Raw genomic sequence first — 23,893 nt, forward strand, 5'->3', positions numbered from 1 at the left:
GCCCGCAGCATGTCGGCCGGGCCCGGCCGACGGACCGCCGCGGGGGTGACCGGTACTACCGGCGGAAGAACCGCAGGAACCGGATGACCAGGAACGCCGCGAGGTCGAGCCCCAGGGCGACCAGCACCGACGCCCCGTAACCGAACGCGGGGACAGAGGCCGCCGCGCTGTGGACGGCGCCGACGACGAGCATCACGATCCATGCCTGGAAAGCGAGGAGCCCCGGGACGAGCACCAGCACCGCCCAGCCTGCGATCGTCTCGGCAGCGGCCCTCGCCGCACCGCCACCGCGTTCCCCGGCGTTCCGCCTGCCCGTCATGTCCTCACTCCCCTCGTGCTCCCGGCGCCCGCGGGCAGGAGCGGCCTGCTTCTCCGCCTGCTCCGGCGCCATCTTCAGTCTGCCCTCACAGGGCACCCGATCGCCCTGTCACCTGCTCCGCGACAAGGCCGGCCAGGGCGAACGGCCCGGCAGACACGGCTTTCCTTGATCATCCGACCTCATCAGCCGGATGAACGAAAGGGATCTTCTGCCCTCACTTTCGTGACACCCCTCTCCGGGGCCGCACTCCGACACGCCGTCGACTGCGTCGAACGGGATTTCGGCAACCCGTCGACCCGCTGCGGGTCAGGACGTGGACCGGGGACTCCGGAGGCATCGACGAGGTGAGACCCACCTTCTGCTCCCCGCACCGGAGCGCGATCGCGCCGGACGGGGCACGGCCGAGGGAACCCCGCGCTTCCCTGCGGCCGCGCAGCCTGCCGAGCTCCCCCGTCACCAGGGCAGTCCGACGATCCCCCAGCCCCTGCGATGGGCTTCGGTGACGACTTCGCCCCAGTCCTCAAGGAAGCGGGCGAAGGAGTCGAAGTCGGGGATCCAGCCGTCCGGCTGCGCGGCATGCCCGGTGAACGGATCCCGCAGACCCTCGATGTCCGGCGCCGCCCGGATCCAGTGGTCCCGCAGTCCGGCGACCTCGTCCGGCGAGCACCACATGAGCAGATCGAGACCCCAAGGGCACTCCCGGGCAGAGGGCGGTCCCGCGGCCGCGTACTCGGGCATGTCCGGCAGGCCGTCCCAGAACAGCCCCGCCGCGAACCGGTCGAGAGCGGTACGCAGGCCGGGTTCGGTGTGCCCCCGGACGCTCTCCCACCGCTCGCCCGCCCAGAAGTGGGGTTTGAAGGAACCGAGGGTCCGCCGGAACGCGTACCTGCCGTACCAGACGGCATCCGCCCGCGTGGGCCACACCCACCCCTCCTCGTCGGGTCCGCCCGGCTGGTCGTCCCCGAAGACGGCCTCCTCCAGCAGCCCGCTCCGCACATGCGGAGATGCCGACGCGACCCGCCCCCAGTCGAGGATCAGAACCTCGATACCCAGTCCCATGCCGCAAGGGTAGATCCGCCGGGGGTCTTCCCGGCGCCGGTACGGGCCGTCCCTGGGCGCCCACCGGCCGGGGCCGGACTCCGGTGGTGTCTGATCACCGTACGGGGAGACGGGCCACCCGGTCCGGCTCGGCTCGGGCAGTCGAGGGCAGGGAGACGACCATGACCGTGCGGCCCGGCGCGCCTGAGAGCGAGCGGATCCGCGGTTCCGTACGGGAGGCGTCACGACGGGCGTGGACGGCGCCGCGGCGGGCCCGCCCGGCGGAGTCGTTCTCCTCCTACGGTCTCTGGCCGGCCGGTGTGCTCCACCGGCCGGCCCCGACGGCCTGTTCGTCCGAGGGGCCGGCGCGGGTCTCGGCCGACTACGCCGGGCGCGGCGCGGGGGCCGGGGCAGATGATCTCCGCTGGTCCGGGGCCGACTCTCCGTACGACCTGTTCGGCGACGAACACTTCGCGGCCGCGGCAGCGCTGTTCGCGGATCTCGGCGACCCCTATGAGCGCCCGGAGGAAGTGAACGGGGCACTGCTCCGGGCGCTGGTCGGCGCTCTGGCGGATCTGGATCGCGAGGGCTTCTTCGGCACCGGCTCCGAACGTCACCGGGTCGTCGTCAACGTCCCGCTTCCCGGCGACGAGGACGAGGAGTCGATGGTCGCGCGGGCGCGCGGGCTCAATCCGGTGCCCGCGCGGAGGCGGTACGAGAAGGACCTGCTGCCGAAGTGACCGGCGGCCCGGGGCGGAGCAGCGCGCCGTTGGTGCCGGGCGGGCCGATCACGGTCCCCATGGTGGTGACGGTGGCGCTCTTCGGCAGGCTCCGGCGATGGGCCGGGCGGCCCGGGTGAGGGCCCACCGGTGAAGCCGTCCGTCGTTCCCGGGGCGGGGATCCGGCGGAGCCCTCTCAGATGCGCCACTCCCGCAGACGGTCGGCGGCCTGGTAGACGGAGGTACCGCCCGACTGGATGTCGCGGACCAGGACGACGAGCGCGCCGTACGGAGGGTCGATGCCCTCGCCCGCGGCGTGCATATAGGCCACCGCGACCTGGCACGCGTACAGGGAGTTGCGGTACGGCAGCGGCTGCAGGCGTACGAGGGTGTGGAGGAGGGAGGCGGCCCGCCAGGCCGGGTCGGGATCGACGGTGGCGGGGCGCGGGATGCGGGTCCTGTGGCGGGCGACCGCGGCCACGAGGGCGGAGTAGTCGGCCACGGAGACGTCTTCGGGGACGGCCTGTTCCTGGACGTCGAGAAGCCAGGGGACGTCGATGTGGAGCGGCATCAGGCGGCTTCGGCTCCCCGCTCGTCGGCCGGTGGCCTCTCGTCGGGGAAGGCGGCGTCGAACTCGGCCCGGTGCGCGTCGCCCCAGGAGACGGCGTAGCGGACGAACTGGATCCGCTGCTGTTCTCGCAGGGGGAGATCGTGGACGTACTGCTTGAGGGACTTGCCCGCGGCGGCGGCGGCGGCGCGGACCGCTTCGAGTTCCTCGTCGGTGAAGGTGATGTTCAGGGACGGCATGGGCCGATGGTACCTACTAGGTACCTCCCGAGGCCAGCGCCCCCCTCCCGGGGTGGACGAGCCGCCCCGCAGGAAGGGGCGGCGGGGCCGGTGACCACGCGCGGTGACCGGAAGCCGCGGAGGCGGGACGGCGGTGCCGGGAGGCGCCCCGGGCAGGGGCGGGGAGGAGCGGCCGGCCGGCTCCCCGGCCGGAGCCTTGCCCGGCCCGACGGCTGCCGCAGACCGAGCCGTGTCCGTACGAGCGCGGGCCCGGGGCGGACGTCCGGGCCCGCGCCTCGCCCGCCGGGACCCACGCCGGCCCGGTCCACCTCGCCCCGGGCCCCGCGCCTCACCCGCGGAGGCTCGCGCCCCGCCCGTACGGGAGCGGTGGCACCCCGGCGTTCCCAGCCGGCCCCGGCTCCTCCCGTACCCGCCGTACCGCCGCTCCGCCCGAACGGCACACGCCCCACCACCGGCTGACGCACCCCCAGCTCCCGGACTGCGCCCGCCCACGCGGGACAGGGCGGGTACGGCGGGCCCGGGAAGCCGTACGGAGCACACCGGCGCCCCGGACGCGACTCCCCCTCGCTGCGGCTCCGGCCCGCTGTGCCATACTCAGCGGCGCTGTCTGCACGTTCCGGAGCCGGGGGATCAACGTTGAAGGTCGAGTTCGCCGCCTCCGGCACCGCGCCCGCAGCACTCGCCGCCGTGGCCGGCCCCGTGGTCGCGCCCGCGCGGCCCGCCGCCCGCCCCGGCGGCGCCGCATGAGTGGCATAGCCCTCACGATCCCCTATCTGGACACCGACGCCGACCAGTTGTCGTTCACGCTGGGCCGGCCCGCGCGCGACGCGCTCGCCGTACGGGATCTGACGTTCGGCGGGTTTGATGTGCAGCTCAGGCTGCTCGGCGCCTCACATCAGGTCTTCGCGGGGCCGGTACGGGAGACCGTGGCGTGTCTGCCGGGGGTCGCGGGGGCCTCCCGGACACGGCGGCGCAGCACTTCGACGGCTGGGACTACCACTTCAGCGCCCGCGTCCAGCGCTTCCCGGCAGCGGAGTTCAGCGAACGGGTGGCCCGGATCCGCTGCTGGTCCGACGGACATCCCCGGGCCCTGTACGGCGTCTTCCCCGGCTCCACGGAAGCGGTCACCGCGCTGACCGTGGACCGGGAGAACACGGGCCTGAGCTGGCGCACCTGGCACACCTACCCGCAGAGCCGCCGGATCGTGGCGACGCACACCCGGCTGGAGGCCCGATGAAGAACGTCCGACGCGTCGGCGTGATGATCCTCGCCACCGTGGCGCTGGCCGCGTGCTCCAAGGATCCCGAGAAGGTCAACGACGTGCCGACCGCCTGGATCCAGGGCGAGTACACCGCCGACGCCGCGGGCTATGTCGACACCACCGACACCTCGTCCCGGGTCGCGACGGAGATCGACGACCACGCCTCGGCCAGGGGCCGTACCAGCGACGGCGACAAGGTCTTCCTCCGCTACCGGGACGACATCGTCGCCGTCAGCCCCTACCTCAAGGGCAGTCTGATCGAGATCGCGGACTACCGCACCGGCTACCAGCGGTGGCAGAAGCATCTGCGGTCCGTCTGGCCCAGTCCGGACAGCAATGAGTTCCGCGGCGGGGGCCCCGGCTCCGGCAAGTGACCCTCCTCGGCACACGCAACCGAACTCCACGACGACGTCCCCGAAAGGCACCCCCGTGGCAGAGATCTTCGAGTCGGCGGGCACGGCCCTGCTCTACGGCCTGACCGGCTTCGTCGTGATGGCGGCAGGCTTCATCGCCCTCGACCTCGTCACCCCCGGAAAGCTCCTCCATGTGGTGTGGACGGAGCGCAACCGGGGAGCCGCCGTTCTCCTCGCCGGCCAGACGATCGCGATCGGCCTGGTGATCCAGCAGTCGATCATGGCGAGCGAGTCCGAGCAGGGCCTCGCCGAGGGTCTGTTCAGCACCCTGCTGTACGGTCTCGCCGGGGTCGTCGTCATGACGCTGGTCTCCTGTGTCGTCGGACTGCTCACCCCCGGCCGCCTCGGGGCCGCCGTACTGGACGACAACGGCGACCGTCCCCATCCCGCCGCCTGGGTCCAGGCCGCCATGTACATCGGCACGGCCTTCATGGTCGGCGCCGCCGTTTCCTGACGCTCCATGAGCACCACCACTGCGGAACGCGCCGTACCCGCCACCGGACGCGCGCCCACGGCCCCTTCGCGCTGGGCGCGTTTCCTGCTGCTGCTCGCGGTGTTCGTCTGCGCGGCCTGCGGTCTGGTCTACGAACTGGCCCTGACGGCGCTGGGCAGCTATCTCATCGGCAACTCCGTGATGCAGACCTCCGTGGTCATCTCCGTCATGGTCTTCGCCATGGGCATCGGCTCGGTCGCCGCCAAGCCCCTCCAGCGGCGGGCGGTCGGCGCGTTCGCCCTCGTCGAGGTGCTGCTCGCGCTCGTCGGCGGTCTGTCGGTCCTGATCCTCTATGTGTCGTTCGCCTGGCTGCGCATCTATATGCCGACCACGGTGGTGGTCTCGTTCGCCGTCGGTCTGCTCATCGGGGCCGAGATCCCGCTGCTGATGACGCTGCTCCAGCGGATCAGACGGCAGGAGGCGGGCAGCGCGGTCGCCGATATGTTCGCCTTCGACTACGTCGGAGCGCTCGTCGGCGGCCTGGGCTTCCCCCTGCTTCTGCTCCCCGCCTTCGGTCAGCTGAAGGGCGCGCTGGTGGTGGGGGCGGTCAATGCCGTGGCCGGTGTCGTCGTCGTGCTGTGGATCTTCCGCCGTGAGACGCGCAGGGTCGTGCGGCTTTCGCTGCTGGCCGCGATGGCCGCCGTACTCGCGGTGCTCGGCACGGTGTACGTCCTCGCCGACGACATCGAGGTGACCGCACGTCAGCAGCTCTACCGCGACCCGATCATCCACGCGGAGACCACGCCGTACCAGGACATCGTCGTCACCCGGTCCACCGCCTTCACCGGAGAGCCGGACACCCGGCTGTTCCTCAACGGGGACCTCCAGTTCTCCTCCGTCGACGAGTACCGCTACCACGAGGCCCTCGTCCACCCGGCCCTCGCGGGCAGGCGCTCGTCCGTGCTCGTCCTGGGCGGCGGTGACGCGCTCGCCGTACGGGAGGTCCTGCGCTACGACGACGTCGAGAAGGTGACCCTGGTCGACCTCGACCCGGCGATGACGAGGCTCGCCCGTACCTTCGGACCGCTGCGCGAACTCAACGGCCACGCGCTCTCCGACCCGCGCGTCACCGTGGTCAACGCCGATGCCTTCAACTGGCTGCGGGACGCCGCCGGGCGCTACGACGCGGTCCTCGTCGACTTCCCGGACCCGGACACCGCCGCGCTGGCCAAGCTCTACAGCGTGGAGTTCTACCACCTGCTGGGCCGGGTCCTGAACCCCGGGAGCCGGGTCGTGGTGCAGGGCGGTTCACCGTTCTTCGCCCCCAAGTCGTACTGGTCCATCGCCACCACGGTCGAGAAGGCCGGCTACACCACCACCGAGTACCAGGTGGACGTGCCCAGCTTCGGCAACTGGGGGTACGTCCTCGCCACCCGCGGCGACGGCGGCACGGCGCCGCCCCTGCGCCTGGCCAGGGACGCTCCGCCCCTGCGGTTCCTGGACCGGGCCGTCCTGGAGGCCGCCACGGTGTTCCCCGTGGACCGCCGCCCCCGGAACGTACGGGCGAGCACGCTCATGGATCCCGCGGTGCTGGAGTACACCCGCCACGAGTGGCAGAACTACTGACCGAGCGTTCACCGGCCGGGCGTGCGACGCGGATCCGCTACAGGGCATCCGCGGCACGCCCGCGCTGCCTGTCGCGGTAGCGGCGGGCCTTCACCATGCTGCCGCAGCCGCGCATGCTGCACCACCGGGCCGTACGGCTGCGGGACTCGTCGTAGAACAGCCATCGGCACTCGGGGTTGTCGCACGACTTCAGCCGCGTCCACGTCCCCATGAGCACGGCCTCGTGCACGGCTGCCGCGAGCGCCGCCACCACGCCTCCGACGCCGTCCTCGCGCGGCTGGAGGGAGGCGGCCACAGAGCCGTGCCCCGTATCCAGGCGGACCGAGAGGGCATGCGGCGCGGTGAGATCGTTGAACGCGTCGACGGCCTCGTGAGGCGGCTGCTCACCCATGGTGTTGGCCGCGGCCATCTCACGCAGGGCGACGCGCAGGTCGCGCAGCACCGACAGGTCGTGTGCGGTCATCGGCCGCCCCTTGCCCAGCAGCCCCTCGGCGACCAGACACGCGGTGGCGCTCTCCACGTCGGCCAGGGCGTCACGGCCGTTGTAGATGTCGTGGGTGTCGACGAACCTGCGGACCGCTTCCAGCGATCCGGGCGCCGCGTTACTGGGGTCGTTCTTCACGTTGAAGCCTCCTTGGCCGGGCTCGCATCACCATCGTGTCCCACTTGACGGTAACGGCACCCCCTCCTAACGTCACCATCGTAACTCTTTTGAAGGTGACGAACGAAAGGGTGCCGCGAGCATCGGCGGTGCACACCCAGAGGGAAGTCTTCGATGACCCAGGACAGAGACACGATCACCGGCGTGAACACCGGGCGGTCCGCGGCACTGCCCACCCGTCACAAGCCGGGGCTGCTGGTGATCTGCGCCGCGCAGTTCCTGGTGGCGCTGGATCTATCGATCGCCAATATCGCCATGCCGAGCATGACCGCCGAGCTGGGCTTCGAGCCCCACTCGGCGGGTCTCGTCCTGTCCACCTTCGCGCTGGCGTTCGCCTCGATGCTCCTGCCGGGCGGCCGTATCGCCGACCTGTACGGGCGCAAGCGGGTTTTCGTCGCCGGCCTGCTGGTACTGGGCGCCGCGTCGGTCCTGGCGGGCGCGGCGTGGAATCCGGCCGCGCTGCTCACCGGACGTGTCCTGCAGGGGCTGGCCGCGGGCTTCATCGCCCCCTCCGCCCTGGGTCTGCTGACCGCGACCATCCCCGAGGGGCCCCAGCGCGAACGCGCCCTGGGGATCTTCGGCGCGATCATGTCCGCGGGATTCGTCAGCGGCATGATCGGCGGCGGCGTTCTCACCGAGTTCCTGAACTGGCGCTGGACGATGTACATCAACGTGCCCGTGGTGATCGTGGCCGTGGCACTGGCTGTGCGCTTCCTGCCCGAGAGCCGCGTCGGCGGAGCGGGCCGGCTGGACATCCCGGGCGGCCTGCTGTCGGCGGGAGCCAAGCTGTGCGTCATCTACGCGCTGGAGGAACTCGGGGCAGACACACCGTGGTCGTCCACGGCGCTGATTCTCGTCGTCGGCGCGTGCCTGGTAGTGGCGTTCCTCAGGGTCGAGCGCCGGAGTCCCGACCCCATTCTGCCCCTGTCGCTGTTCGGGATCCGAGCCGTGGCCGGGGCGAACCTCATCGGCCTGGTGATGGTCGCCTCCTACGGCGGCATGCTCATCATCCTGACGCTGTACGTGCAGGAGGTACTGGGCTACGGCGCGCTGGCCACCGGAATGGTGTTCGCCGTCCCTGGCGTCATCGGCATCGTCAACAGCGTGCTCACCGGCAGATTTCTGCAACGCCGACGCCTCGACCGGCTGCTGCTGACCGGCATCGTCATCGCGGCGACGGGCCTGCTCCCGCTCGTCCTCCTGCCCGAGGAGGGCGGGTTGTGGCTGGTCATCGCGGCCACATCGGTCAATGCCTTCGGCCACATCATCGTGCTGGTGGTCTCCAGCGTCGCCGCGAACAACGGCGTGCCCGACGATCACAAGGCCGTCGCAGGGGCCGTCATGAACACCGGCCAGCAGTTGGGCATCGCCTTGGGTGTGGCCGTGCTGACATCACTGGCCGCCGCCGTCACCGCCTCCCAGCCACATCCCGACACCGCGGAGGCGCTGGTCACCGGCTGGCGGTGGAGCCTGGCGCTGAGCGCGGTCATGGCGTTGTCGGCCGTTCCGATCGCCCTGGCACTGCGCAAGAGGCTGCGGATGTGACCCCTCCCCCGGGTAGGGGTTCCGGAAGTGACGACAGGCAAGGGAGAAGCACCCGTAATGACGGATTTCAGGACGGCCCCGCTCACACCCGGGACATGGAAGGACTTCGAGCAGGTCATGGGTTCGAACGGGGGCGCGCGGGGCTGCTGGTGCATGCACTGGCGACTCTCGTTCAAGGAGTGGGAAGCCGGCGCGGGGGACGGCAACCGGAACGCACTGCGTGAGTGCTCGAAACAGCAGCCGCCTCCCGGGCTGGTGTGTTACGTGGGGGACGAGCCCGTGGGCTGGGTCGGGATCGGCGACCGCTCGGAGTACCCGCGCCTGCGGCGTTCGCCGGTCACCAAAGCCCTCGATGCCACCCCGGCATGGGTGATCACCTGCTTGTTCGTCCGCCGCGACCACCGCCACCGGCGACTGCAGACGAAGATGATCGCCGCCGCGTGCGACTTCGCCGCAGAGAACGGGCAGCACACCGTCGAGGGCTTCCCCGTCGACCCCGCGCCGGGACGGGTCGCGGGCGCGGACAACGCGATGACCGGCATCGCTTCGGCATTCCGGGAAGCGGGGTTCACCGAAGTGGCGCGCCGCAGGAAGGACCGCCCGGCGATGCGCCGTACGGTCGCCGGCAACTGACAGTTGCTTCTCGATTCCCTGGCTTGCCGTTCAACGTCCGACGTCGAACAAGGCTCGAACTTGGTCGCCGTTTCCCCAGTTCAATGGCTCAAACGCTCAGCCGTGTCCCTCCCGTACGGCGGCGTTGCCCAGGCGTGCCGCACAGATGCACCGGGGGCAGTGTCAACCGGTCAGGTGCCCGTGGCCCGCGCCCGATGTCTACGGACGGCGTCGCGGTTTGCGCAGCGCTGGGAGCAGTAGCGCTGCCGTCCGGTGCGCGAGGTGTCGGCGAAGGCCAGGTCGCATCCGGTCACCTCGCAGCGCCGGAGCCGGTGCATGCCCCGGCCTGTCAGGTGCAGTGCGGTACCGACGGCGAACAGCGTGAACAGTACGGAGCCGAGGGGCTGTTCCTCGTCCCGGTAGTGCAGATGCCACCCGGTGCCGGGGTGGGAGGTCAGCCGCGGGTAGGCCCCGGCCGCGGCCAGCATCCGGTTCAGCAGATCGGCGCGTTCCTGCTCCCCGGCCGCGTCGACCACCCCTTCCCAGGCGTTCAATGCGGCCTGGGCGCGGCCGAAATCGTCCTCTGTCACCGGACGCTCCAGCGTAAGCCCGGCGGCGCGGCAGCGCTCTGCCAGCTCATCGGTGTTCTCGGGCCGGCGGTTGACCAGGTCCGCGGCCAGATTCACCACATCCTCGCCGTAAGGGTTGAGCTGCATAAGGCCATGACAACAGTCTGGTCGCCATGACGCAACAATCCGGCGGACACGCGCGGTCCCAGGAACGCGACCGGTGGCGCTATCGCTGGATCGTGCTGGGCATCGCCACCTTCACCCAGGCCGCGTCCGGCTTCTTCGTGGGCGGCATCGGAGCACTCGGCATCCACTTGCAGAGCGCCCTGGAGCTGAGCACGGCGCAGCTGGGTCTGCTGGTCTCGGCAGCTCAGTTCGTGCCGTTGGCCGGGCTGCTGGTGGCCGGTGAGCTGCTGGACCACTACAACGAGCGCTGGGTGGTCGGAATCGGGGCCGGCGTGGTGGCGCTGGCTCTGGGCGCGGGGAGCCTGGCGCCGGGATACACGGGCCTGCTGGTCGCGCTGCTGGCGGTCGGTGCGGGATACAGCACCGTCCAGCCGGGCGGGAGCAAGTCGGTGGCTTCCTGGTTCGGCGCGTCCCAGCGCGGCTTCGCGATGGGTGTCCGGCAGGCCGGGCTGCCGCTCGGAGCAGCGCTCGCCTCGGCCGTACTCCCGCTTGTTGCCGAGGAGTTCGGCTGGCGGGCGACACTGTTGACCGGAGGCTTCGTCGCGCTGATCGGAGCCTGCCTTTTCATGGGCTGCTACCGTCAGCCGCCCGCGCTGTCCTCCCCGCAGGACAAGGAACCACAGCACCGGTTCGCTGCGCGGCTCCGCGCCCGGCGACGAATGCTGCGTGAGCCGTCCATGGTGAAGATCATGCTGTCGGGGACCAGCCTGATCTCCGTGCAGTACGGCGTGGGCATCCTGATGGTGCTCCACCTCCACCAGGAGTCATCGGTCGGCGCCGGACAGGCGGCCCTGATCCTGGTGGTATCCCAGGGTGCCGGCGTCGCGGGCCGGATCTGCCTCGCCGCCTGGAGCGACCGGAGCGGTTCCGGGCGCTATGCCATCGTGCTGGTCTGCATGGTCGCCGTGATCGCCGGGCTGATCGTACTGATGACACCGGCCGGACGGGCACCGGTCGTCGCCTCTGGCGCCTTCATCTGGCTCGGCTTCTTCGGCTTCGGCTGGTACGGACCGTGGGTCGCCTGCCTCGCCGAAGCAGCCCCACCGGGCAAGACCGGCTTCGCCCTGGGCCTGGCCATGTCCGTCAACCAGATCGCCATCGTCACAGCGCCGCCCGTGCTCGGCCTGCTGGTCGACCGCACCAGCAGCTTCACCCCCGCCTGGGCGCTGCTGTCCCTGCTGACCGCCGTCGCCCTGGCGGTCACAACCGTCGCGCAACGCCGTACCTGTTGACCTGGGCCCGTCCGTGTACTGAGCCGCCGACCGCCCTCGTCGGCACGCGCCGGGGTGGTGCGGCCGGGAACCGACAGCCGCCCCGCCCCGCACCCCACGCTCCGGCCCGCCCCACCGCCGTACCGGAGTGGCCGGAACCCGGTGTGCGGGGAAACAGTCCTGAATCCGTCCAACCATCGGCGCCCGGGCCGTTTCCCTGGCACACATGTCAGAGTCATGCCATAACCTTCGGGCGACCGAGCACTCCGGCCGCGGCGGACGCCATGCGGCCTCGCCGACCTACAGGGGTTCCCATGAATGTGCGTATCCGTGGCATGTCCACCGTGACAGCGTTACTGGCCGTCCTCGGATCCGTTGTCACGGCCGGGGCCGCGGCTCCGGCGGCCGTGGCCGGCACCGGCGGGGCGAAGCCGCCGCGTACGCTTCCCGTCGAGTCGAGCGCCGACATCGTGGTGGACGGCAACCACCGGCGCGTCTTCATCAGCGACCCGCTGGGCGGGAAGGTGGTCGTGACCGACTACCGGGGCCGGGTCGTCCGTACGATCCCCTCCCTGCCGGGGGTGACGGGCCTGGAGCTGTCCGAGGACTCCGACACGGTGTACGCGGCTGCCGCCGGCGCCGACGCCGTTGTCGCGATCGACACGGCCCGTCTGAAGGAGTCCGCGCGCTACCCCACCGGACCGGAGAGCGAGCCCCGCCACCCGGCACTGGACGGTGACACACTCTGGTTCGGCTACGGCGGCTCGGCCAGGGGCAACATCGGTTCGATCGACCTGTCGGGCGACGGGCCGCCCGTGGTCACCCTGAACCAGGTCCCGTGGAGTCACTGGTACGCGGCGCCCGTCCTGGCATCGACCCCCGGTCGGCCCGGTGTGCTGGCCGCGGGTGCCCCGCATCAGAGTCCGTCCGTGCTCGCGGTGTACGACGTGTCGGGGGGGACGGCGAAGCGCACGGCTCATCTGTGGTCCGATGCCGCCAACACCCGGGACCTGGCGCTCAGCCCCGACGGCGATCAGGTCGTGGTGGCGAGCGGCTGGCCTTACCACCACCAGGCGTACCGGACCTCGGACCTGGCCGAGGCCGGACGGTACCCCACCGCCCACTACCCCAACGCGGTGGACATCGCCCCGGACGGCAGCGTGGCCGCGGGGGTGGACGCCCCCTACGGGCCGGATCTGTTCATCTTCCGGCCGGGCGGCTCCTCTCCGGTCCGGAACTACGAGTTCAGCCGGGGAAGCACCGGTCCGACCCTCCAGCCGGGCGGACTCGCCTGGGCTCCCGACCGCAGCAGGGTGTTCGCCCTGGCGCGCGACTGGTCCACCGGGCAGATCTCCCTGGAGAGCCTCGCGGCCCCCACCCGGCCCGCTCCGCACCCCCCGGTGAACGCCCCGGCGGTGGAGGGCGGGAGCGAGGGAGCGCCCGCCGGGTCCGAGGCGCCGTAGACCGGGGTCCGGCCCGGTTGGGTGCCCCGGGGGGGCCGGTCCGGTGGTGAGCACCGAGGTCGGGGCCGGTGCGGAACGCCGGGTCCGGTCGGCTGTGGACTCCGGGGAATGCTCCCGGCCGCTCCCGGCCCCCGTTCGGCCGGGAGCGGTACGCCGGGGCCCGGTGCCGTGCTCGGGCGGGAGCACGCACGGGGCACGGGCACCGCGAGACCGTGGTGCCGGGACGGCACAGGGCGCGAGAGGACGGGGACACTCGGCCATTCCTGAGGGGTCCCGAGCCGTGGCCGTCGGTCGTTCCCGGCCTGGCTCCGTGGGTGGGGCGCGGAATATCCGGTGCGCCCGGAGCCGGCCGTGCGCCATCATCGGGCCCTGTGACTCTCGTACTGCCACCACGGCTCACCGCATCCGCGCAGACACTGCGCGAGGCCGCGCGCCGACGCGGGCTGCCCACCGTCCAACTGCCGGACTTCGGCGTACCTCCCGACCTGCGGGCCGGACATCTGCACGCGGGTCCCGGCTTCGCCGACGCCGTGGCACCCGTCCTGGGGATCGCCCTGCTGGAGGCGCCGGTGGACTGGCTGGCACGGCTGCCTCGGTCGTACACCCGACGCGAGATCGTCGTGATGCCGATCCGCGAGGCGTACGGGCTGCGCCGCCCGGCGTTCGTGAAGTCCCCCAACGACAAGGGGATCCCGGCACTGGTCTATTCCGACGGATCCCGGCTGCCGGGACCCGACGAGGTGGATCCCCGGACACCGGTGCTGGTCAGTGATGTGATGGCCTTCGACACCGAGTTCCGGCTCTATCTCCTCGACGGTACGGTCCACACCGGCAGCCGCTACGCCGAGCGGGGCCGTCTGAGTCCCGGCCCGCCGAGCGCGGACGCGATCGCGTTCGGGGCGGATCTGCTGGCCGAGTGCGGGGGCACTCTGCCGTCGGCCATCGTCGTGGACGTGGGCTCCACCGCCGACGGGCACTGGGCCGTGATCGAGGCCAACGCCGCCTGGGCCAGCGGCATGTATAAGGCGGACCCCGAGCGGGCCCTGGACGTCGTACTCCGGGCGGCGGCCCCGGCGGACGCCACCACCCCTCGTGACCGCCCGTTCCTCCGCGGCCCCGGGGAGGCCGCGGTGGGGGTCCCCTCGGTGGGTGCCCGGCCGGGGGACCTTGGTGAGGGGGAAGGGGCCGGGGACACGCGGACGTAGCCGACGGCGGGGTGCCGTCCGGGCGGTGTGGACGTCACGCCCCCCGGCGGCTGCGTCCGGACAGGTCCGGTGACGGGGAGGTCACCCGCTCACCGGGACTCCGGATCCCTCGTGCCCTCGGAGCCGGGTGGAGCGGCCCTCTCCCCGGCCGCCGGGCGGCGGCGCCCTCCAGCGGCGGCTCCCCGGCGGCCGGAGCGGATACGGGGGCTCCCGCCCGCAGCCACCCGAACAGATCGTCCGTCAGCGGCTCGCCGCGGGCCTCGATGTCCTGGCCGATCGCGCCGGGATCGAGACGGTACACACGGGTACGGTCGCGGCCGTGGCGGCGCATGAACAGTCCGCCGCCCGTGCCGTCGTCCCCGATCAGCACCCAGTGGGGCGCGTGACGGGCCACGGCGAAAGACTCGTTGCGCTCCTGGATGCGGTGCGGCCCGTACACCAGCACACCGTTGTCGAGCAGCACACCCGGCGTCGACCGCCACAGCCGGGCGAGCGCCGGATTCGGGCCGTCCCCGAGCCCCCGGAACCGCGCCGACTCAACGGCCAGAAAGCCCGCGAAGGACTCCGCCACCGGATACTCCTCGCCGTCCGCACCGTCACGGCGGACCACCGGGTACTCCCCCTCCCCGGCCTCTCCCGCTCGATCGAGGGCGAAGAAGTGGCTGTCACCGCAGTCGGGTTCCTCGGCGAAGCACAGCCTGTCGCCACTCAGCCGCCATCCCGTGGTGATCGCGTCATGAGCGTCGTCGGCGAACTCGGGCGGTACGACGCTCGCGATGTCCGCGCGCCCGGCCCGCCCCCGGCCGAACTCGGCCAGCCACCACCGGTACGACGGCGGCAGGGGACCGACGAGTGCCTCGGCTCCCCGGATCGCCGCCTCCGGTACGGCGGCTGCGGGTACGCGGCGGTATCCCGGCTCTGCCTCCACCAGATCCCGCAGTTGTGTCAGATCAGGTCTCACCCGGGAGAGTCTGCCAGGGGGAGGGAAACGGGCGGAGGGGAAGGGGGTGGGCCCTCGTCCACTCACCCATCAGGTCCACCGGGGAACGGATCGGGTCGGGGAGTCACGGGTGTGGTGGCCCTGTCACCGTCATTCGGCGTTGAGGACCGCGATGTCGGCCTCGCCCTTCTCGAACCGCGAGAACAGCTCCGTGAGGGAAGCCGGGCCGACGGAGCCCATGAGGAGCACCGGCTGCTTCTCCCCGTCCTGTTCGGCCGGGACGAAGTCGGTCGCGATCGCACGGCTGAGCAGGGTGACCCGGTCGTGGTCCGAGGCGCCGCCGGGGAGCTCGGAGAGTTCCTCGCGCAGGGTCTCGGGAAGGACGGGCAGTTCCCGGGCGAGCAGGTGCCGGGGAGCGGTGACACTCACCGAGAGGCGGTCGGCCGTCCGTTCGTAGCGGGCCGACAGATCCGACGCCAGGAAGTAGAACACACCCTCCTCACCCTCGTGCCCCCGGTTCAGCAACACGGAGGTCATACGCTCACCGGGATCCTGCGAGGCGTGGTCGAGGGCGAGGACCACCTCCACATCGTCCGGGTGCAACGGGGGAACGGTGGTGATCCACATACGCGCCGAGTCGTCCATGGAGGCATTCAAACGCATGGCACTGACACGCTCCCGTACGGCCCCGTTGACGGCGGCCACCGTCGCCGGGGCCGCCGACGACCGCATCCCGGACGTCCGGCCCGGGCATGGCGACCGGAGGGGGCCGCCCGGACCCCGCGGGTGCGGAACGCGGAGCCGCGGAGCCATGAGACCCGATCCCTTCGGGGCGCTACTTGAGGGGTATCAGCACCCTTGTGCCTCGCTCCTCGCTCGAGATCCACCGTACGAGGCGGATGTCCTGGGGATCGAGCTTCATCCGGACTTCCTCGGACAGCATGCACCGGTAGCGCTGGGACTCGGCGGGTCGAAGGACTCCGGGTTCCACCTCGAACTCCCCGAGCCTCGCCTTCTCACAGCGCGCGCGGCCACCGCAGTAGTCGCTCTGCGCGACCCCGCAGCTCCAGTGGCGGCCGTAGTCCCGCCCGAAGGCGCCGCGGGGCACTTGGACGTACCAGTTCCGGGAAAGGTCGTGGAGCGGCGCCGTCCGGTCGGTCTGCTCGTTGGTGATCATGAACTCGGCGAACGCGAAGGTGTACCCGGGCCTGGCGGAGACGCCTTCCGCCTCCTGGGGCGTGGTTCCGGCGCCCGATCCGGTGACGGTGAACCGGAATCCTTCCTCGTCCACGATCTTCACCGGGCGGGCCACGGGCCGGGGAACGTGCGCGGGGACAGACTCGGAGGGGTCCGGCCCCGGCGCGGCGGCAGCCGGTGACGAAGGCTTCCGTTCGGTCCGGTCACCGTCGCCGTCCTGGGAACAGCCGCCCAACACGGCAACGGCCAGCACCGCGATGAGAACAGAGACAGCAACGCGCACAGGACACCCCTCCGCAGAACAGCGGCTCTCTCAGGCCGCAGTGGCCCAATGATGCCGAAAGAGGCATGCCCGAGCGAGAGGTACGAGCACGCGGGCGGGCCCGTACCGCCGAGTCGGGCCCTTCGTCCCGCGCATCCCGGCCCTGTCTCCGGCCCTGCCCCGGGCTGTTCGCCCGACTCCCTTACGGGTTCCGCGAGTTACCCGAGAGGGCGGCCGGACTCGACGGCTGAGGACCGGCGGCGGCGGAGGTGGCCGGGGCCGAGCAGGGTCTTCGCCGGGCCCGGCCGCCCGTTACCGACGCTCCGCGGTCTCCAGGTGCGGGAGCAGGATGCGCAGCAGGGTGGCCGGGGCTTCGAGCATCGGGAGGTGGCCGACGCCGTACAGCACCCGGTGCCGGCCGTCGACGCTCTCGGCCAGGCGCGTCCCCGCCTGCGGGGTGCAGGTGGTGTCGTAGTCGCCCGTCAGCACCAGCGCGGGAGACCGCACCCGGGACACCCAGGGGGTGGCGTCAGCGTCCCGCGCGGCCCGCAGGACACGGCGGACCACCTGTTCGCCATGAGTGTTGGTGAGATGCCGGACGGTCGTGACGAGGGAGTCGGGGGACCCGGGTGCCACCGCCTCGGCGGCCAGCTCTGCGAACAGTTCCTCCACGGTGACCGAGTCGAGGGCTTGTGCCTCGTCGCGCCCGTCGCCGTCGGCCCGGTCCCGCTCGTCGCCGAGCGAACTGCCCATCGCCGTCACCGACAGGACCTGTGAGGGCAGTTCTCCGGCCAGGGCCAGCGCGATGGTTCCGCCGAGGGAGCCGCCGACGGCATGGAAGCGGCCCAGTCCGAGGGATGCCACGAGGTCGGCGCAGTCCTCCGCCCAGCCGCCGAGGGAGAACTTCCCGTCGTCACCCGACTCCCCGTGACCGGCGAGATCCACGCTCACACAGAGCCGGTCCCGGGCGAGCGCGGGTACGACCCCGAGCCAGCACTCCTTCCGCAGATTGATGGGGTGCAGCAGAAGGACCGGGGACGGTCCGCCCTCGCCCGAGCCGGAGCCGATGGCCGTGTAGATGAGGGTGGTGTCCCGGCGCGTGCGGACCGTTCCGTAGCGCAGCATCCCCGGGCCTAACCCTCGGTGCCGGTGGCGAAGACGGTCCGCTTTCCGGTGCTGTAGGGGGTGTTGCCGAGGCCGCGTGCCGTGGCGGAGTCCTTGTCCGTCTTGGCGGGCGGTGCCTCGTCGTCGTCGGGGCGGGTCGAGCAGTGGAAGTGCCACATCCGCCACTCGGGCCGGCCCTCGCCGTCGTCGCGCCGGTAGATCTCCGTCGACCGGTAGTTCATGACCACCGGGATCTCCTCGGGCAGCGGATTGCCCTCGTCGTCCTTGATCACCCAGGAGGGGTAGATGCCCTCGGAGACGACATAGGCCATGTCGCCGCAGACGTCGACCCGGATCACATGGTCCTCGCACAGGCCCCAGCGATCGGTTCTGGCGTAGAACGTCCACAGCTTCGCGAGGTCGTCCACGCCGAAGTAGGGATGGTCATTGAGATTGAACATCAGAAAGTTCTCGTCGCCGGTGGGGAACACCGTCCGCATCAACGGAATGTTGATGTTGTAGTTCGCGTAGTACCAATCGCGGTGCAGTCGGAGAATCTGCTCTTCGTCCGTCGGCTGATCCGTCATCAAAGAGACCTCTTCCGTTCGGGGCGATGGAATGTAATTAGATTACATACGCGTACGGCAACCGACCAGACCCCGATCCGGGAAAGGTTCCCCGACGCACTCTTGACGCACCCTGTGGAACGTGTCAGGTTTCGCGTAATCTCATTACAACCTCTCCTCGGGAGGCACATCCATGAGTGTCAGAGGGTTCGCCGCCAGCGGCTACGAGCCGGTCCGCGCCGTTTTCACCCGCCTCGTCGACGAGGGACGGGAGACGGGCGGGGCCGTGTCGGTGTGGACCGGAGGCAGGGAAGTGGTCCGGCTCGCCGGAGGGTGGGCCGACGCCGCGGGGACCCGGGCCTGGAACGACGACACGCTCGTGCACACCTATTCGACGTCCAAGCCGTTCGCCGCGCTCACCGCGCTGGCCGCCGTCGCCGAGGGCGGTCTCTCCCTCGACGAACCGGTCGGCGGGTACTGGAAGGAGTACGCCCGCCTCGGCAAGGAGCCCACGACGCTGCGGCACATCCTCACCCACCGGGCGGGTCTCCCGGCGTTCCCGCCGTCTGCGGCCTCCTACGATCTGCTGGACGACGACGGCCTGCGGCGGGCACTGGCCGCCGCAGGCCCCGAGTCCGCGCCCGGAACCACCCTCGCCGAGCACGCCGGGACGTACGGCCATCTGATCGACGGTGTGCTGCGGGCGGCCACCGGCCGCTCGCTGGGACAGCTGTACGCCGAGGTGGTGCGGCCCGCGCTGGGCGTCGACGCCTGGTTCGGCGTACCCGACGGCGCCCTGGAACGGGTGGCGGACGTCGAGTTCGCGCTCCCGGGGGGCGCGGAACAGTTCCTGACCGAGGTCGCGCCCGCCTATGAGCGGGTCCTGGCCGTACCGGCCGGGCTGCTGGACCCGGCACGGCTCAACTCCACGGCGTGGCGGCAGGCCGTGTTCGGCGCGGTCGGTCTGCATGCGTCCGCGACCGCCCTCGCCGCGTTCTACGCCGGTCTGACCGATGAGAAGGGCCCGGTCAGACGGCTGCTCGGGGAGGAACTCCACCACGAGTACCTGAGGTCCCAGGTCTGCGACCACGACGAGACCGTGGGCAAGAAGGTCAACTGGACGGCCGGGTTCCTGCGCACCGGCTCCTTCATCGGGCTCGGCGGGCTCGGCGGGTCAGCCGCCTGGTGGTCGTACCGGCACGGGCACGCGGTCGCCTATGTGACCCGCCGGCTCCACGACCACGCCCGTGTCGCCGAGATCGCGCTGGCGCTGGACGACGACATCAATATGGAGGCCACCGGCGAGTAGCCGGCCGTCCCGGGGCCGGACGTGCCGCGGCCCCGGGGCGGCCCCGGGGCGGTGCCGGTACCGGCCGCAGCCCGGGGAACGGGGAATGGGGAATGCGGCGGCGCGAACTGCTCAGCCGAGCCGCTGCCGCAGCAGACTCTTGAATTCCGCGAGCGACTTCTCCACATGCTGCTCGTCCGCGGTGATCAGCAGATCGACCATCAGACCCCGGAGGGTCGCGAGCACCAGCCGGGACACGGCCCGGGCCTCCTCGTCGGAGGCGGCCTCGTTCTGGAGACTTCTGTAGAAATACGCGGCCCACAGATCGACGGCCGTACTGGAGAATTCCTGGAACTTATCGGGTTCCTCGAAACTCCTGGACGTCAGATGGAAGAAGAACTGCATATCCGTCAGATTCGCCCGGTAGTGGTTCCACCACAGGTCGATGGCTTCGATGATCGTGCCGGTGGGGCGACTCTCCAGGGCGGTGACGATATCGTCGCGGAGCGCGTAGACGATACGGCCGAGCAATTCGTCCTTGCTGCCGAAGTAATAGACGAGCATACGGCTGCTCGTCCCGAGTTCGGGTGCGAGGGAGTCGAGGGAGAACCCCGCGAGCCCGGTTCTGCGGACGATCTCGATGATCCGGCCGAGCAGTTCGTCCGCCTTGGGAGCGGGTTTCCTGGGCTTCGCCCTCGGATCAGGAGTCAGCATGCCGTCCCATTCGTCTTCGATGCGATGTTCAACCGCCTCACTGCCAGTTCCGCGAGCAGGTTAGCGACATCGGGTACCACGGCGTCGTCGAATCGCGCCCGCGACGAGTGATTGGTCGCGGGCGGATGCGGCGATCCCGCCACGGCGGCACCGACGAGCACGAACGCTCCCCCGGTCTCCTCCAGGAAGAGGGAGAAGTCCTCCGAGATCATCTCGGGGACGGTCAGCTCCCGGTAGCGCCCGTCGCCGTACAGATCGGCGACGGTCTCCCGGACGAGCGCGGCGCCCTCCCGGTCGCTGACCGTGGGGCCGAGGTCCGGGCCCACCTCGCTCGTCATCCGCAGCCCGTACGCCTTCGCGATCGCCGAGCCGATCCCCGTGATCTTCCGGTACGCGTCCCGCGCCATGGCCGAGGACGTCGCCCGCAGGCTCACCTTGAGCAGCGCGCTGTCGGGGATGACGTTGGCGGCGGTCCCCGCGCGCAGCGATCCGACCGTGACGACGATGGGATCGGCGGGCGAGCTGTTCTGGGCGACGAAGGTCTGGATGCCCTGGACGATCAGCGCGGCCGTCGAGATGGGGTCGAGGGCGGTGTGCGGCCGGGCCGCGTGCCCGCCGCGTCCGACGACCTCCAGATCGAAGTTGACGGTCGCCCCCATCACGGCTCCCTCCCGGCAGTGGAAGACACCCGACTCGGCGAACGACAGCACATGCACACCGAAGGAGGCGAGCGGTTTGCGGCCCGTGGTGAGCAGGACCTTCTCCGCGATCATCAGCTCCGCTCCGCCGGCCCCCTCCTCCCCCGCCTGGAAGACGGCGAGCACATCGCCCTCGAACTCCTCCCGGCGCCCCGCGAGCCGGTGGACCGCGCCGACCAGTGCGGCCATATGGAGGTCATGGCCGCACGCGTGCATGTTCCCGTTGGTCGACGCGAAGGCGACCCCGGACTCCTCTGCCACCGGCAGACCGTCCATGTCGGCGCGCAGAAGCACCGTCGGGCCCGGCCGGGCCCCGGGCACCACGACCGCGAACGACGAGGACGCGTCGCTGTCGCGTACCCGCAGCCCCAGGGGTGCCAGGGCCTCCAGGAGGACGGCGCGGGTCTCGGGGAGCCGGAGCGCCAGTTCGGGCTGCCGGTGCAGACGCCGGCGGAGGGCGATGAGGTCGGTCACGGGGTATCCGCCGCCTTCTCGGTCGAGGGGGCGCCGCCCGGTGCGGGCGGCTCGGTGTGGGAGGGACCCGGTGTGGTCCGCGCAGCCGCGCCGGGAGGCTCCCCGGCAGGTGTCCCGGCCGGGTGGGCCGAAAGGTGGAGGGTGCCGTCCCAGGCGACGCGCGGATCGGCGACCGGTACGGCCGCGATCAGGGCACGGGTGTAGGGGTGGCGGGCGTCCTCGAGGATCTGGGCGGCGGGACCGCACTCGACGATCTCCCCCCGGTGCATGACGGCGATCCGCGTCGCCAGTCTCCGTACGCTGGAGATGTCGTGCGTGATCATCAGATAGCCGACTCCGGTGGCCTGTTGCAGCTCGGCCAGCAGGGTGAGGATCCGGGCCCTGACCGTCTGGTCCAGGCTCGCGGTGGGCTCGTCGAGGATGACGATGTCCGGGTCGGCGACCAGGGCCCGCGCGATGGCGACCCGTTGCGCCTGCCCGCCCGAGAGCTCCCGCGGGTAGCGGTCGAGCACCGAGGCGTCCAGGCCGACGCGGGTGATCAGCCCGGCGGCCCGTTCGGCGGCCTCGGTCCGGGGAAGACCGCTCCGGGCCAGCGGCTCCTGCACCACGCGCCGGATCCGCCACAGCGGATCGAGCGACTGGACCGGGTGCTGGAAGACCATCTGCACCCGCCGGTCGGGGCCCCGGCCGCCGCGGGTGCCGGGCGGCAGCGGACCGGAAGCGGGCCCGTCGCGCCACGAGAGGGTTCCCGAGGTCGCCTTCCGCAGTCCCGCGGCGACCTTGGCGACGGTCGTCTTGCCGCTGCCGGACTCGCCCACCACGGCGAGCGTCTCGCCCCTGCGGACGCTGAGGCTCACCCCGCGCACGGCCCGGTTCTCGACCCCCCGGCGGCGGTAGACGACCTCGATGCCGTCCAGTACGAGTTCCATCATCGGCCTCCCGCGGCTTGTTCCATCGTCGAAGCCAGCAGCTCCCTGGTGTACTCGTCCCGGGGCGCGTGGAAGATGTCGTCCACGTCGGCGCACTCGCGCAGCTCGCCCCGGTACATCACGGCGACGCGGCGGCACATCTGGGCGATCACCCCCATGTCGTGGGAGACGAAGAGCACCCCGATCCCCCGGTCCGCGACCGTGGTGCGGATCAGCTGGAGGATCTGGGCCTGCACCGTGACGTCGAGGCCCGTCGTGGGCTCGTCCGCGATGAGCAGGGCCGGCGCGGCGGCGATCGCCATGGCGATGCCCACGCGCTGGTTCATACCGCCGGACAGCTGATGCGGATAGCGGCCCATGACGGCCCCCGGCTCGGCGATGCCCACGGAGTCCAGGAGTTCCTCCGCCCGGGCGCGCCGGCCGTCGCGGCCCCGCCGGCCCTTGTTCACCGGGGAGGCGGTCTTCTTCTCCAGGAAGGTGAGCAGCCTGGTGAGCTGGGCGCCGATCCTCATCGTCGGGTTGAGGGCGGCCGTCGGGTTCTGGAAGACCATCGTGGCGTTGGGCCGTTCGCGCACGGATCCGCCGCGCAGGAACGGGCGTCCGCCGAGGCTCGCCTCGCCGCGGACGACGGCGACGCCGTCGGGCAGCAGGCCGAGGAGGGAGAGCGCGGTCATCGTCTTGCCGGAACCGGACTCCCCCACGACCCCGACGATCTCGCCCGCCGCCACCTCGATGGAGAAGTCGCGTACGAGTGCCCGTCCTCCGGGCGCGTCGATGTCCAGTCCCTCCACCGTCAAGAGGGTCATGTCAGCCTCCTGTCGAGCCAGTCGCCGATGATCTGGAAGGAGGCGGCCGCGAGCAGGATCATCAGCCCGGGAAAGAACGACGGCCACCAGGAACCGAGCAGGTTGTCGCCGACGCCCTCGGCGATCATCGCTCCCCACTCCGCCGTGGGCGTCTGCACCCCCACCCCGAGAAAGGACAGCGCCGCGAAGTCCACGATGGCGAGGGAGGCGACCAGGGTGGACTGGACGAGCGGATACTTGAACGAGTTGGGGAGGACGTGCTGGAAGGCGACCCGGGCGGTCGACGAACCGCTCAGCCGCGCGGCCGAGATGTAGTCCGCCGATCTGACCTCCAGGGCCTTGGCCCGGGCGAGCCGTACCAGGAGCGGAACGAACGCGACAATGACGGCGACCGCCGCGAACCAGGCGTTCTTCCCGAGCGACGCGGTGATGATCAGCGCGAGCACCACACCGGGGAAGGCGAGGAGGATGTCGGTGACGCGCATGACCACCGCGTCCACCGCTCCGCCGAAGGTCGCGCTCAGCGCGCCCACGGTCGATCCGATCACCAGGACCGCCAGTGCCACGGCGAGGCCGAGGGCGATGTCGATACGGACCGCCGCCATACAGCGCAGAAAGACATCGCGTCCGTAGCGGTCCGTGCCGAAGGGGTGCTCCCACGACGGGGGCAGCAGCCCGTCGTGGGCCTGGGCCACGTCGCCGTATCCGGCGAACAGGGGCACGGCCACGCCGAGCAGGATCAGGAGGCCGAGGACGGCGAATGCGGCGTACGCCATGGGGTCGCCGGGCTTCATGCGTGCGGCGAAGTTGCCGCGGAGGGCCTGGGGAGTGTCGATCACGGCCATGT

At 71.3% G+C, this 23,893-nt stretch carries 26 protein-coding genes and 1 pseudogene; 11 read left to right on the plus strand and 16 right to left on the minus strand.

Features of this window, described 5'->3' with window-relative positions; genetic code table 11:
• Window positions 1–55 precede the first annotated feature (55 nt).
• Both ACIBCM_RS30770 and ACIBCM_RS30775 read right to left on the minus strand, forming a co-directional pair.
• A complete protein-coding gene (locus tag ACIBCM_RS30770) occupies window positions 56–319 on the minus strand; it encodes a hypothetical protein (protein ID WP_399248946.1) in 264 nt (87 codons plus the stop codon).
• A 453-nt stretch (window positions 320–772) separates the two neighbouring features.
• A complete protein-coding gene (locus ACIBCM_RS30775) occupies window positions 773–1,378 on the minus strand; it encodes a hypothetical protein (RefSeq protein WP_399248948.1) in 606 nt (201 codons plus the stop codon).
• 161 nt (window positions 1,379–1,539) lie between these two features.
• Between ACIBCM_RS30775 and ACIBCM_RS30780 the strand changes: the two genes are divergently transcribed.
• Window positions 1,540–2,097, plus strand: coding sequence for a DUF4303 domain-containing protein (locus tag ACIBCM_RS30780; RefSeq protein ID WP_399248950.1), 558 nt, complete (start codon window positions 1,540–1,542; stop codon window positions 2,095–2,097).
• 175 nt (window positions 2,098–2,272) lie between these two features.
• Here ACIBCM_RS30780 and ACIBCM_RS30785 read toward each other — a convergent pair whose 3' ends face one another.
• Both ACIBCM_RS30785 and ACIBCM_RS30790 read right to left on the minus strand, forming a co-directional pair.
• On the minus strand, window positions 2,273–2,647 hold the full coding sequence (locus tag ACIBCM_RS30785; protein ID WP_399248952.1) for a toxin Doc: 375 nt from the start codon (window positions 2,645–2,647) through the stop codon (window positions 2,273–2,275).
• The gene (locus tag ACIBCM_RS30790) at window positions 2,647–2,883 is read right to left on the minus strand and encodes a hypothetical protein (RefSeq protein WP_399248954.1); all 237 of its coding nucleotides are present in this window, start codon (window positions 2,881–2,883) and stop codon (window positions 2,647–2,649) included. The genes ACIBCM_RS30785 and ACIBCM_RS30790 overlap by 1 nt, the downstream gene beginning before the upstream one ends.
• A gap of 743 nt (window positions 2,884–3,626) precedes the next feature.
• Here ACIBCM_RS30790 and ACIBCM_RS30795 point away from each other — a divergent pair.
• The 4 genes and pseudogenes from ACIBCM_RS30795 to ACIBCM_RS30810 all read left to right on the plus strand — a co-directional run bounded on the left by ACIBCM_RS30795 (window position 3,627) and on the right by ACIBCM_RS30810 (window position 6,616).
• Window positions 3,627–4,120: pseudogene (locus ACIBCM_RS30795) on the plus strand (DUF2617 family protein).
• Window positions 4,117–4,518 (plus strand): DUF4247 domain-containing protein, encoded by a 402-nt coding sequence (locus ACIBCM_RS30800; RefSeq protein ID WP_399248956.1) that lies wholly within the window; start codon window positions 4,117–4,119, stop codon window positions 4,516–4,518. The pseudogene ACIBCM_RS30795 and the gene ACIBCM_RS30800 overlap by 4 nt, the downstream one beginning before the upstream one ends.
• 55 nt (window positions 4,519–4,573) lie before the next feature.
• On the plus strand, window positions 4,574–5,011 hold the full coding sequence (locus ACIBCM_RS30805; protein WP_399248958.1) for a DUF350 domain-containing protein: 438 nt from the start codon (window positions 4,574–4,576) through the stop codon (window positions 5,009–5,011).
• A gap of 6 nt (window positions 5,012–5,017) precedes the next feature.
• A complete protein-coding gene (locus ACIBCM_RS30810) occupies window positions 5,018–6,616 on the plus strand; it encodes a polyamine aminopropyltransferase (protein ID WP_399248960.1) in 1,599 nt (532 codons plus the stop codon).
• A gap of 37 nt (window positions 6,617–6,653) precedes the next feature.
• Here ACIBCM_RS30810 and ACIBCM_RS30815 read toward each other — a convergent pair whose 3' ends face one another.
• On the minus strand, window positions 6,654–7,238 hold the full coding sequence (locus ACIBCM_RS30815; protein WP_399248962.1) for a CGNR zinc finger domain-containing protein: 585 nt from the start codon (window positions 7,236–7,238) through the stop codon (window positions 6,654–6,656).
• Between the two features lie 153 nt (window positions 7,239–7,391).
• Between ACIBCM_RS30815 and ACIBCM_RS30820 the strand changes: the two genes are divergently transcribed.
• On the plus strand, window positions 7,392–8,822 hold the full coding sequence (locus tag ACIBCM_RS30820) for an MFS transporter (protein WP_399248964.1): 1,431 nt from the start codon (window positions 7,392–7,394) through the stop codon (window positions 8,820–8,822).
• Window positions 8,823–8,879: 57 nt separating this feature from the next.
• A complete protein-coding gene (locus ACIBCM_RS30825) occupies window positions 8,880–9,455 on the plus strand; it encodes a GNAT family N-acetyltransferase (RefSeq protein WP_399248966.1) in 576 nt (191 codons plus the stop codon).
• Window positions 9,456–9,625: 170 nt separating this feature from the next.
• Here ACIBCM_RS30825 and ACIBCM_RS30830 read toward each other — a convergent pair whose 3' ends face one another.
• The gene (locus ACIBCM_RS30830; protein ID WP_399248968.1) at window positions 9,626–10,150 is read right to left on the minus strand and encodes a CGNR zinc finger domain-containing protein; all 525 of its coding nucleotides are present in this window, start codon (window positions 10,148–10,150) and stop codon (window positions 9,626–9,628) included.
• 26 nt (window positions 10,151–10,176) lie between these two features.
• Here ACIBCM_RS30830 and ACIBCM_RS30835 point away from each other — a divergent pair, with 26 nt between their 5' ends.
• From ACIBCM_RS30835 to ACIBCM_RS30845, 3 genes are all read left to right on the plus strand, one after another.
• On the plus strand, window positions 10,177–11,421 hold the full coding sequence (locus tag ACIBCM_RS30835) for an MFS transporter (protein WP_399248970.1): 1,245 nt from the start codon (window positions 10,177–10,179) through the stop codon (window positions 11,419–11,421).
• Between the two features lie 323 nt (window positions 11,422–11,744).
• On the plus strand, window positions 11,745–12,863 hold the full coding sequence (locus tag ACIBCM_RS30840; protein WP_399248972.1) for a hypothetical protein: 1,119 nt from the start codon (window positions 11,745–11,747) through the stop codon (window positions 12,861–12,863).
• Window positions 12,864–13,234: 371 nt separating this feature from the next.
• Window positions 13,235–14,068 (plus strand): ATP-grasp domain-containing protein, encoded by an 834-nt coding sequence (locus tag ACIBCM_RS30845; protein WP_399248974.1) that lies wholly within the window; start codon window positions 13,235–13,237, stop codon window positions 14,066–14,068.
• 34 nt (window positions 14,069–14,102) lie between these two features.
• On the opposite strand, the gene ACIBCM_RS30850 is transcribed toward ACIBCM_RS30845, so the two are convergent.
• The 5 genes from ACIBCM_RS30850 to ACIBCM_RS30870 all read right to left on the minus strand — a co-directional run bounded on the left by ACIBCM_RS30850 (window position 14,103) and on the right by ACIBCM_RS30870 (window position 18,158).
• Window positions 14,103–15,029 (minus strand): SMI1/KNR4 family protein, encoded by a 927-nt coding sequence (locus ACIBCM_RS30850; protein WP_399248976.1) that lies wholly within the window; start codon window positions 15,027–15,029, stop codon window positions 14,103–14,105.
• 129 nt (window positions 15,030–15,158) lie between these two features.
• Window positions 15,159–15,653: a hypothetical protein gene (locus ACIBCM_RS30855; protein WP_399248978.1), complete on the minus strand. Its 495-nt coding sequence runs from the start codon at window positions 15,651–15,653 to the stop codon at window positions 15,159–15,161.
• A 190-nt stretch (window positions 15,654–15,843) separates the two neighbouring features.
• Complete coding sequence (locus tag ACIBCM_RS30860) at window positions 15,844–16,320, minus strand: hypothetical protein (protein WP_399248980.1); 477 nt, start codon at window positions 16,318–16,320, stop codon at window positions 15,844–15,846.
• A gap of 459 nt (window positions 16,321–16,779) precedes the next feature.
• Window positions 16,780–17,592: an alpha/beta fold hydrolase gene (locus tag ACIBCM_RS30865; RefSeq protein ID WP_399248981.1), complete on the minus strand. Its 813-nt coding sequence runs from the start codon at window positions 17,590–17,592 to the stop codon at window positions 16,780–16,782.
• An 8-nt stretch (window positions 17,593–17,600) separates the two neighbouring features.
• Window positions 17,601–18,158 carry a YybH family protein gene (locus ACIBCM_RS30870; RefSeq protein ID WP_399248982.1) on the minus strand — a complete coding sequence of 186 codons (558 nt, stop codon included), beginning with the start codon at window positions 18,156–18,158 and terminating at the stop codon, window positions 17,601–17,603.
• A 172-nt stretch (window positions 18,159–18,330) separates the two neighbouring features.
• On the opposite strand from ACIBCM_RS30870, the gene ACIBCM_RS30875 reads away from it, so the two are divergent.
• Window positions 18,331–19,446 carry a serine hydrolase domain-containing protein gene (locus tag ACIBCM_RS30875; RefSeq protein WP_399248984.1) on the plus strand — a complete coding sequence of 372 codons (1,116 nt, stop codon included), beginning with the start codon at window positions 18,331–18,333 and terminating at the stop codon, window positions 19,444–19,446.
• Between the two features lie 111 nt (window positions 19,447–19,557).
• Here the strand turns inward: ACIBCM_RS30875 and ACIBCM_RS30880 are convergent, their stop codons facing one another.
• Genes ACIBCM_RS30880 through ACIBCM_RS30900 form a run of 5 tightly spaced genes read right to left on the minus strand, consistent with a single transcriptional unit; the run spans window position 19,558 to window position 23,891 of the window.
• Window positions 19,558–20,139 (minus strand): TetR/AcrR family transcriptional regulator, encoded by a 582-nt coding sequence (locus ACIBCM_RS30880; RefSeq protein WP_399248986.1) that lies wholly within the window; start codon window positions 20,137–20,139, stop codon window positions 19,558–19,560.
• Entirely contained in the window at window positions 20,133–21,311 is a 1,179-nt protein-coding gene (locus ACIBCM_RS30885) for a M20 family metallopeptidase (RefSeq protein ID WP_399248988.1), read from the minus strand. The genes ACIBCM_RS30880 and ACIBCM_RS30885 overlap by 7 nt, the downstream gene beginning before the upstream one ends.
• Window positions 21,308–22,243, minus strand: coding sequence for an ABC transporter ATP-binding protein (locus tag ACIBCM_RS30890; protein WP_399248990.1), 936 nt, complete (start codon window positions 22,241–22,243; stop codon window positions 21,308–21,310). The genes ACIBCM_RS30885 and ACIBCM_RS30890 overlap by 4 nt, the downstream gene beginning before the upstream one ends.
• Window positions 22,240–23,046, minus strand: a complete 807-nt coding sequence (locus tag ACIBCM_RS30895; RefSeq protein ID WP_399248992.1) for an ATP-binding cassette domain-containing protein — start codon at window positions 23,044–23,046, stop codon at window positions 22,240–22,242. Before ACIBCM_RS30895 ends, ACIBCM_RS30890 begins: the two co-directional genes overlap by 4 nt.
• Entirely contained in the window at window positions 23,043–23,891 is an 849-nt protein-coding gene (locus ACIBCM_RS30900) for an ABC transporter permease (protein WP_399248994.1), read from the minus strand. Before ACIBCM_RS30900 ends, ACIBCM_RS30895 begins: the two co-directional genes overlap by 4 nt.
• Window positions 23,892–23,893 lie beyond the last annotated feature (2 nt).

It is taken from the genome of Streptomyces sp. NPDC051018, from assembly GCF_044456085.1.
In the GTDB taxonomy this organism is placed as follows: domain Bacteria; phylum Actinomycetota; class Actinomycetes; order Streptomycetales; family Streptomycetaceae; genus Streptomyces.

Coding starts and splice junctions, on each gene's coding strand:
- ACIBCM_RS30770 (WP_399248946.1), bottom strand. CDS start 319: ATGACGGGCAGGCGGAACGCCGGGGAACGCGGTGGCGGTGCGGCGAGG.
- ACIBCM_RS30775 (WP_399248948.1), bottom strand. CDS start 1,378: ATGGGACTGGGTATCGAGGTTCTGATCCTCGACTGGGGGCGGGTCGCG.
- ACIBCM_RS30780 (WP_399248950.1), top strand. CDS start 1,540: ATGACCGTGCGGCCCGGCGCGCCTGAGAGCGAGCGGATCCGCGGTTCC.
- ACIBCM_RS30785 (WP_399248952.1), bottom strand. CDS start 2,647: ATGCCGCTCCACATCGACGTCCCCTGGCTTCTCGACGTCCAGGAACAG.
- ACIBCM_RS30790 (WP_399248954.1), bottom strand. CDS start 2,883: ATGCCGTCCCTGAACATCACCTTCACCGACGAGGAACTCGAAGCGGTC.
- ACIBCM_RS30800 (WP_399248956.1), top strand. CDS start 4,117: ATGAAGAACGTCCGACGCGTCGGCGTGATGATCCTCGCCACCGTGGCG.
- ACIBCM_RS30810 (WP_399248960.1), top strand. CDS start 5,018: ATGAGCACCACCACTGCGGAACGCGCCGTACCCGCCACCGGACGCGCG.
- ACIBCM_RS30820 (WP_399248964.1), top strand. CDS start 7,392: ATGACCCAGGACAGAGACACGATCACCGGCGTGAACACCGGGCGGTCC.
- ACIBCM_RS30825 (WP_399248966.1), top strand. CDS start 8,880: ATGACGGATTTCAGGACGGCCCCGCTCACACCCGGGACATGGAAGGAC.
- ACIBCM_RS30830 (WP_399248968.1), bottom strand. CDS start 10,150: ATGCAGCTCAACCCTTACGGCGAGGATGTGGTGAATCTGGCCGCGGAC.
- ACIBCM_RS30835 (WP_399248970.1), top strand. CDS start 10,177: ATGACGCAACAATCCGGCGGACACGCGCGGTCCCAGGAACGCGACCGG.
- ACIBCM_RS30855 (WP_399248978.1), bottom strand. CDS start 15,653: ATGGACGACTCGGCGCGTATGTGGATCACCACCGTTCCCCCGTTGCAC.
- ACIBCM_RS30865 (WP_399248981.1), bottom strand. CDS start 17,592: ATGCTGCGCTACGGAACGGTCCGCACGCGCCGGGACACCACCCTCATC.
- ACIBCM_RS30870 (WP_399248982.1), bottom strand. CDS start 18,158: ATGACGGATCAGCCGACGGACGAAGAGCAGATTCTCCGACTGCACCGC.
- ACIBCM_RS30875 (WP_399248984.1), top strand. CDS start 18,331: ATGAGTGTCAGAGGGTTCGCCGCCAGCGGCTACGAGCCGGTCCGCGCC.
- ACIBCM_RS30880 (WP_399248986.1), bottom strand. CDS start 20,139: ATGCTGACTCCTGATCCGAGGGCGAAGCCCAGGAAACCCGCTCCCAAG.
- ACIBCM_RS30890 (WP_399248990.1), bottom strand. CDS start 22,243: ATGATGGAACTCGTACTGGACGGCATCGAGGTCGTCTACCGCCGCCGG.
- ACIBCM_RS30895 (WP_399248992.1), bottom strand. CDS start 23,046: ATGACCCTCTTGACGGTGGAGGGACTGGACATCGACGCGCCCGGAGGA.
- ACIBCM_RS30900 (WP_399248994.1), bottom strand. CDS start 23,891: ATGGCCGTGATCGACACTCCCCAGGCCCTCCGCGGCAACTTCGCCGCA.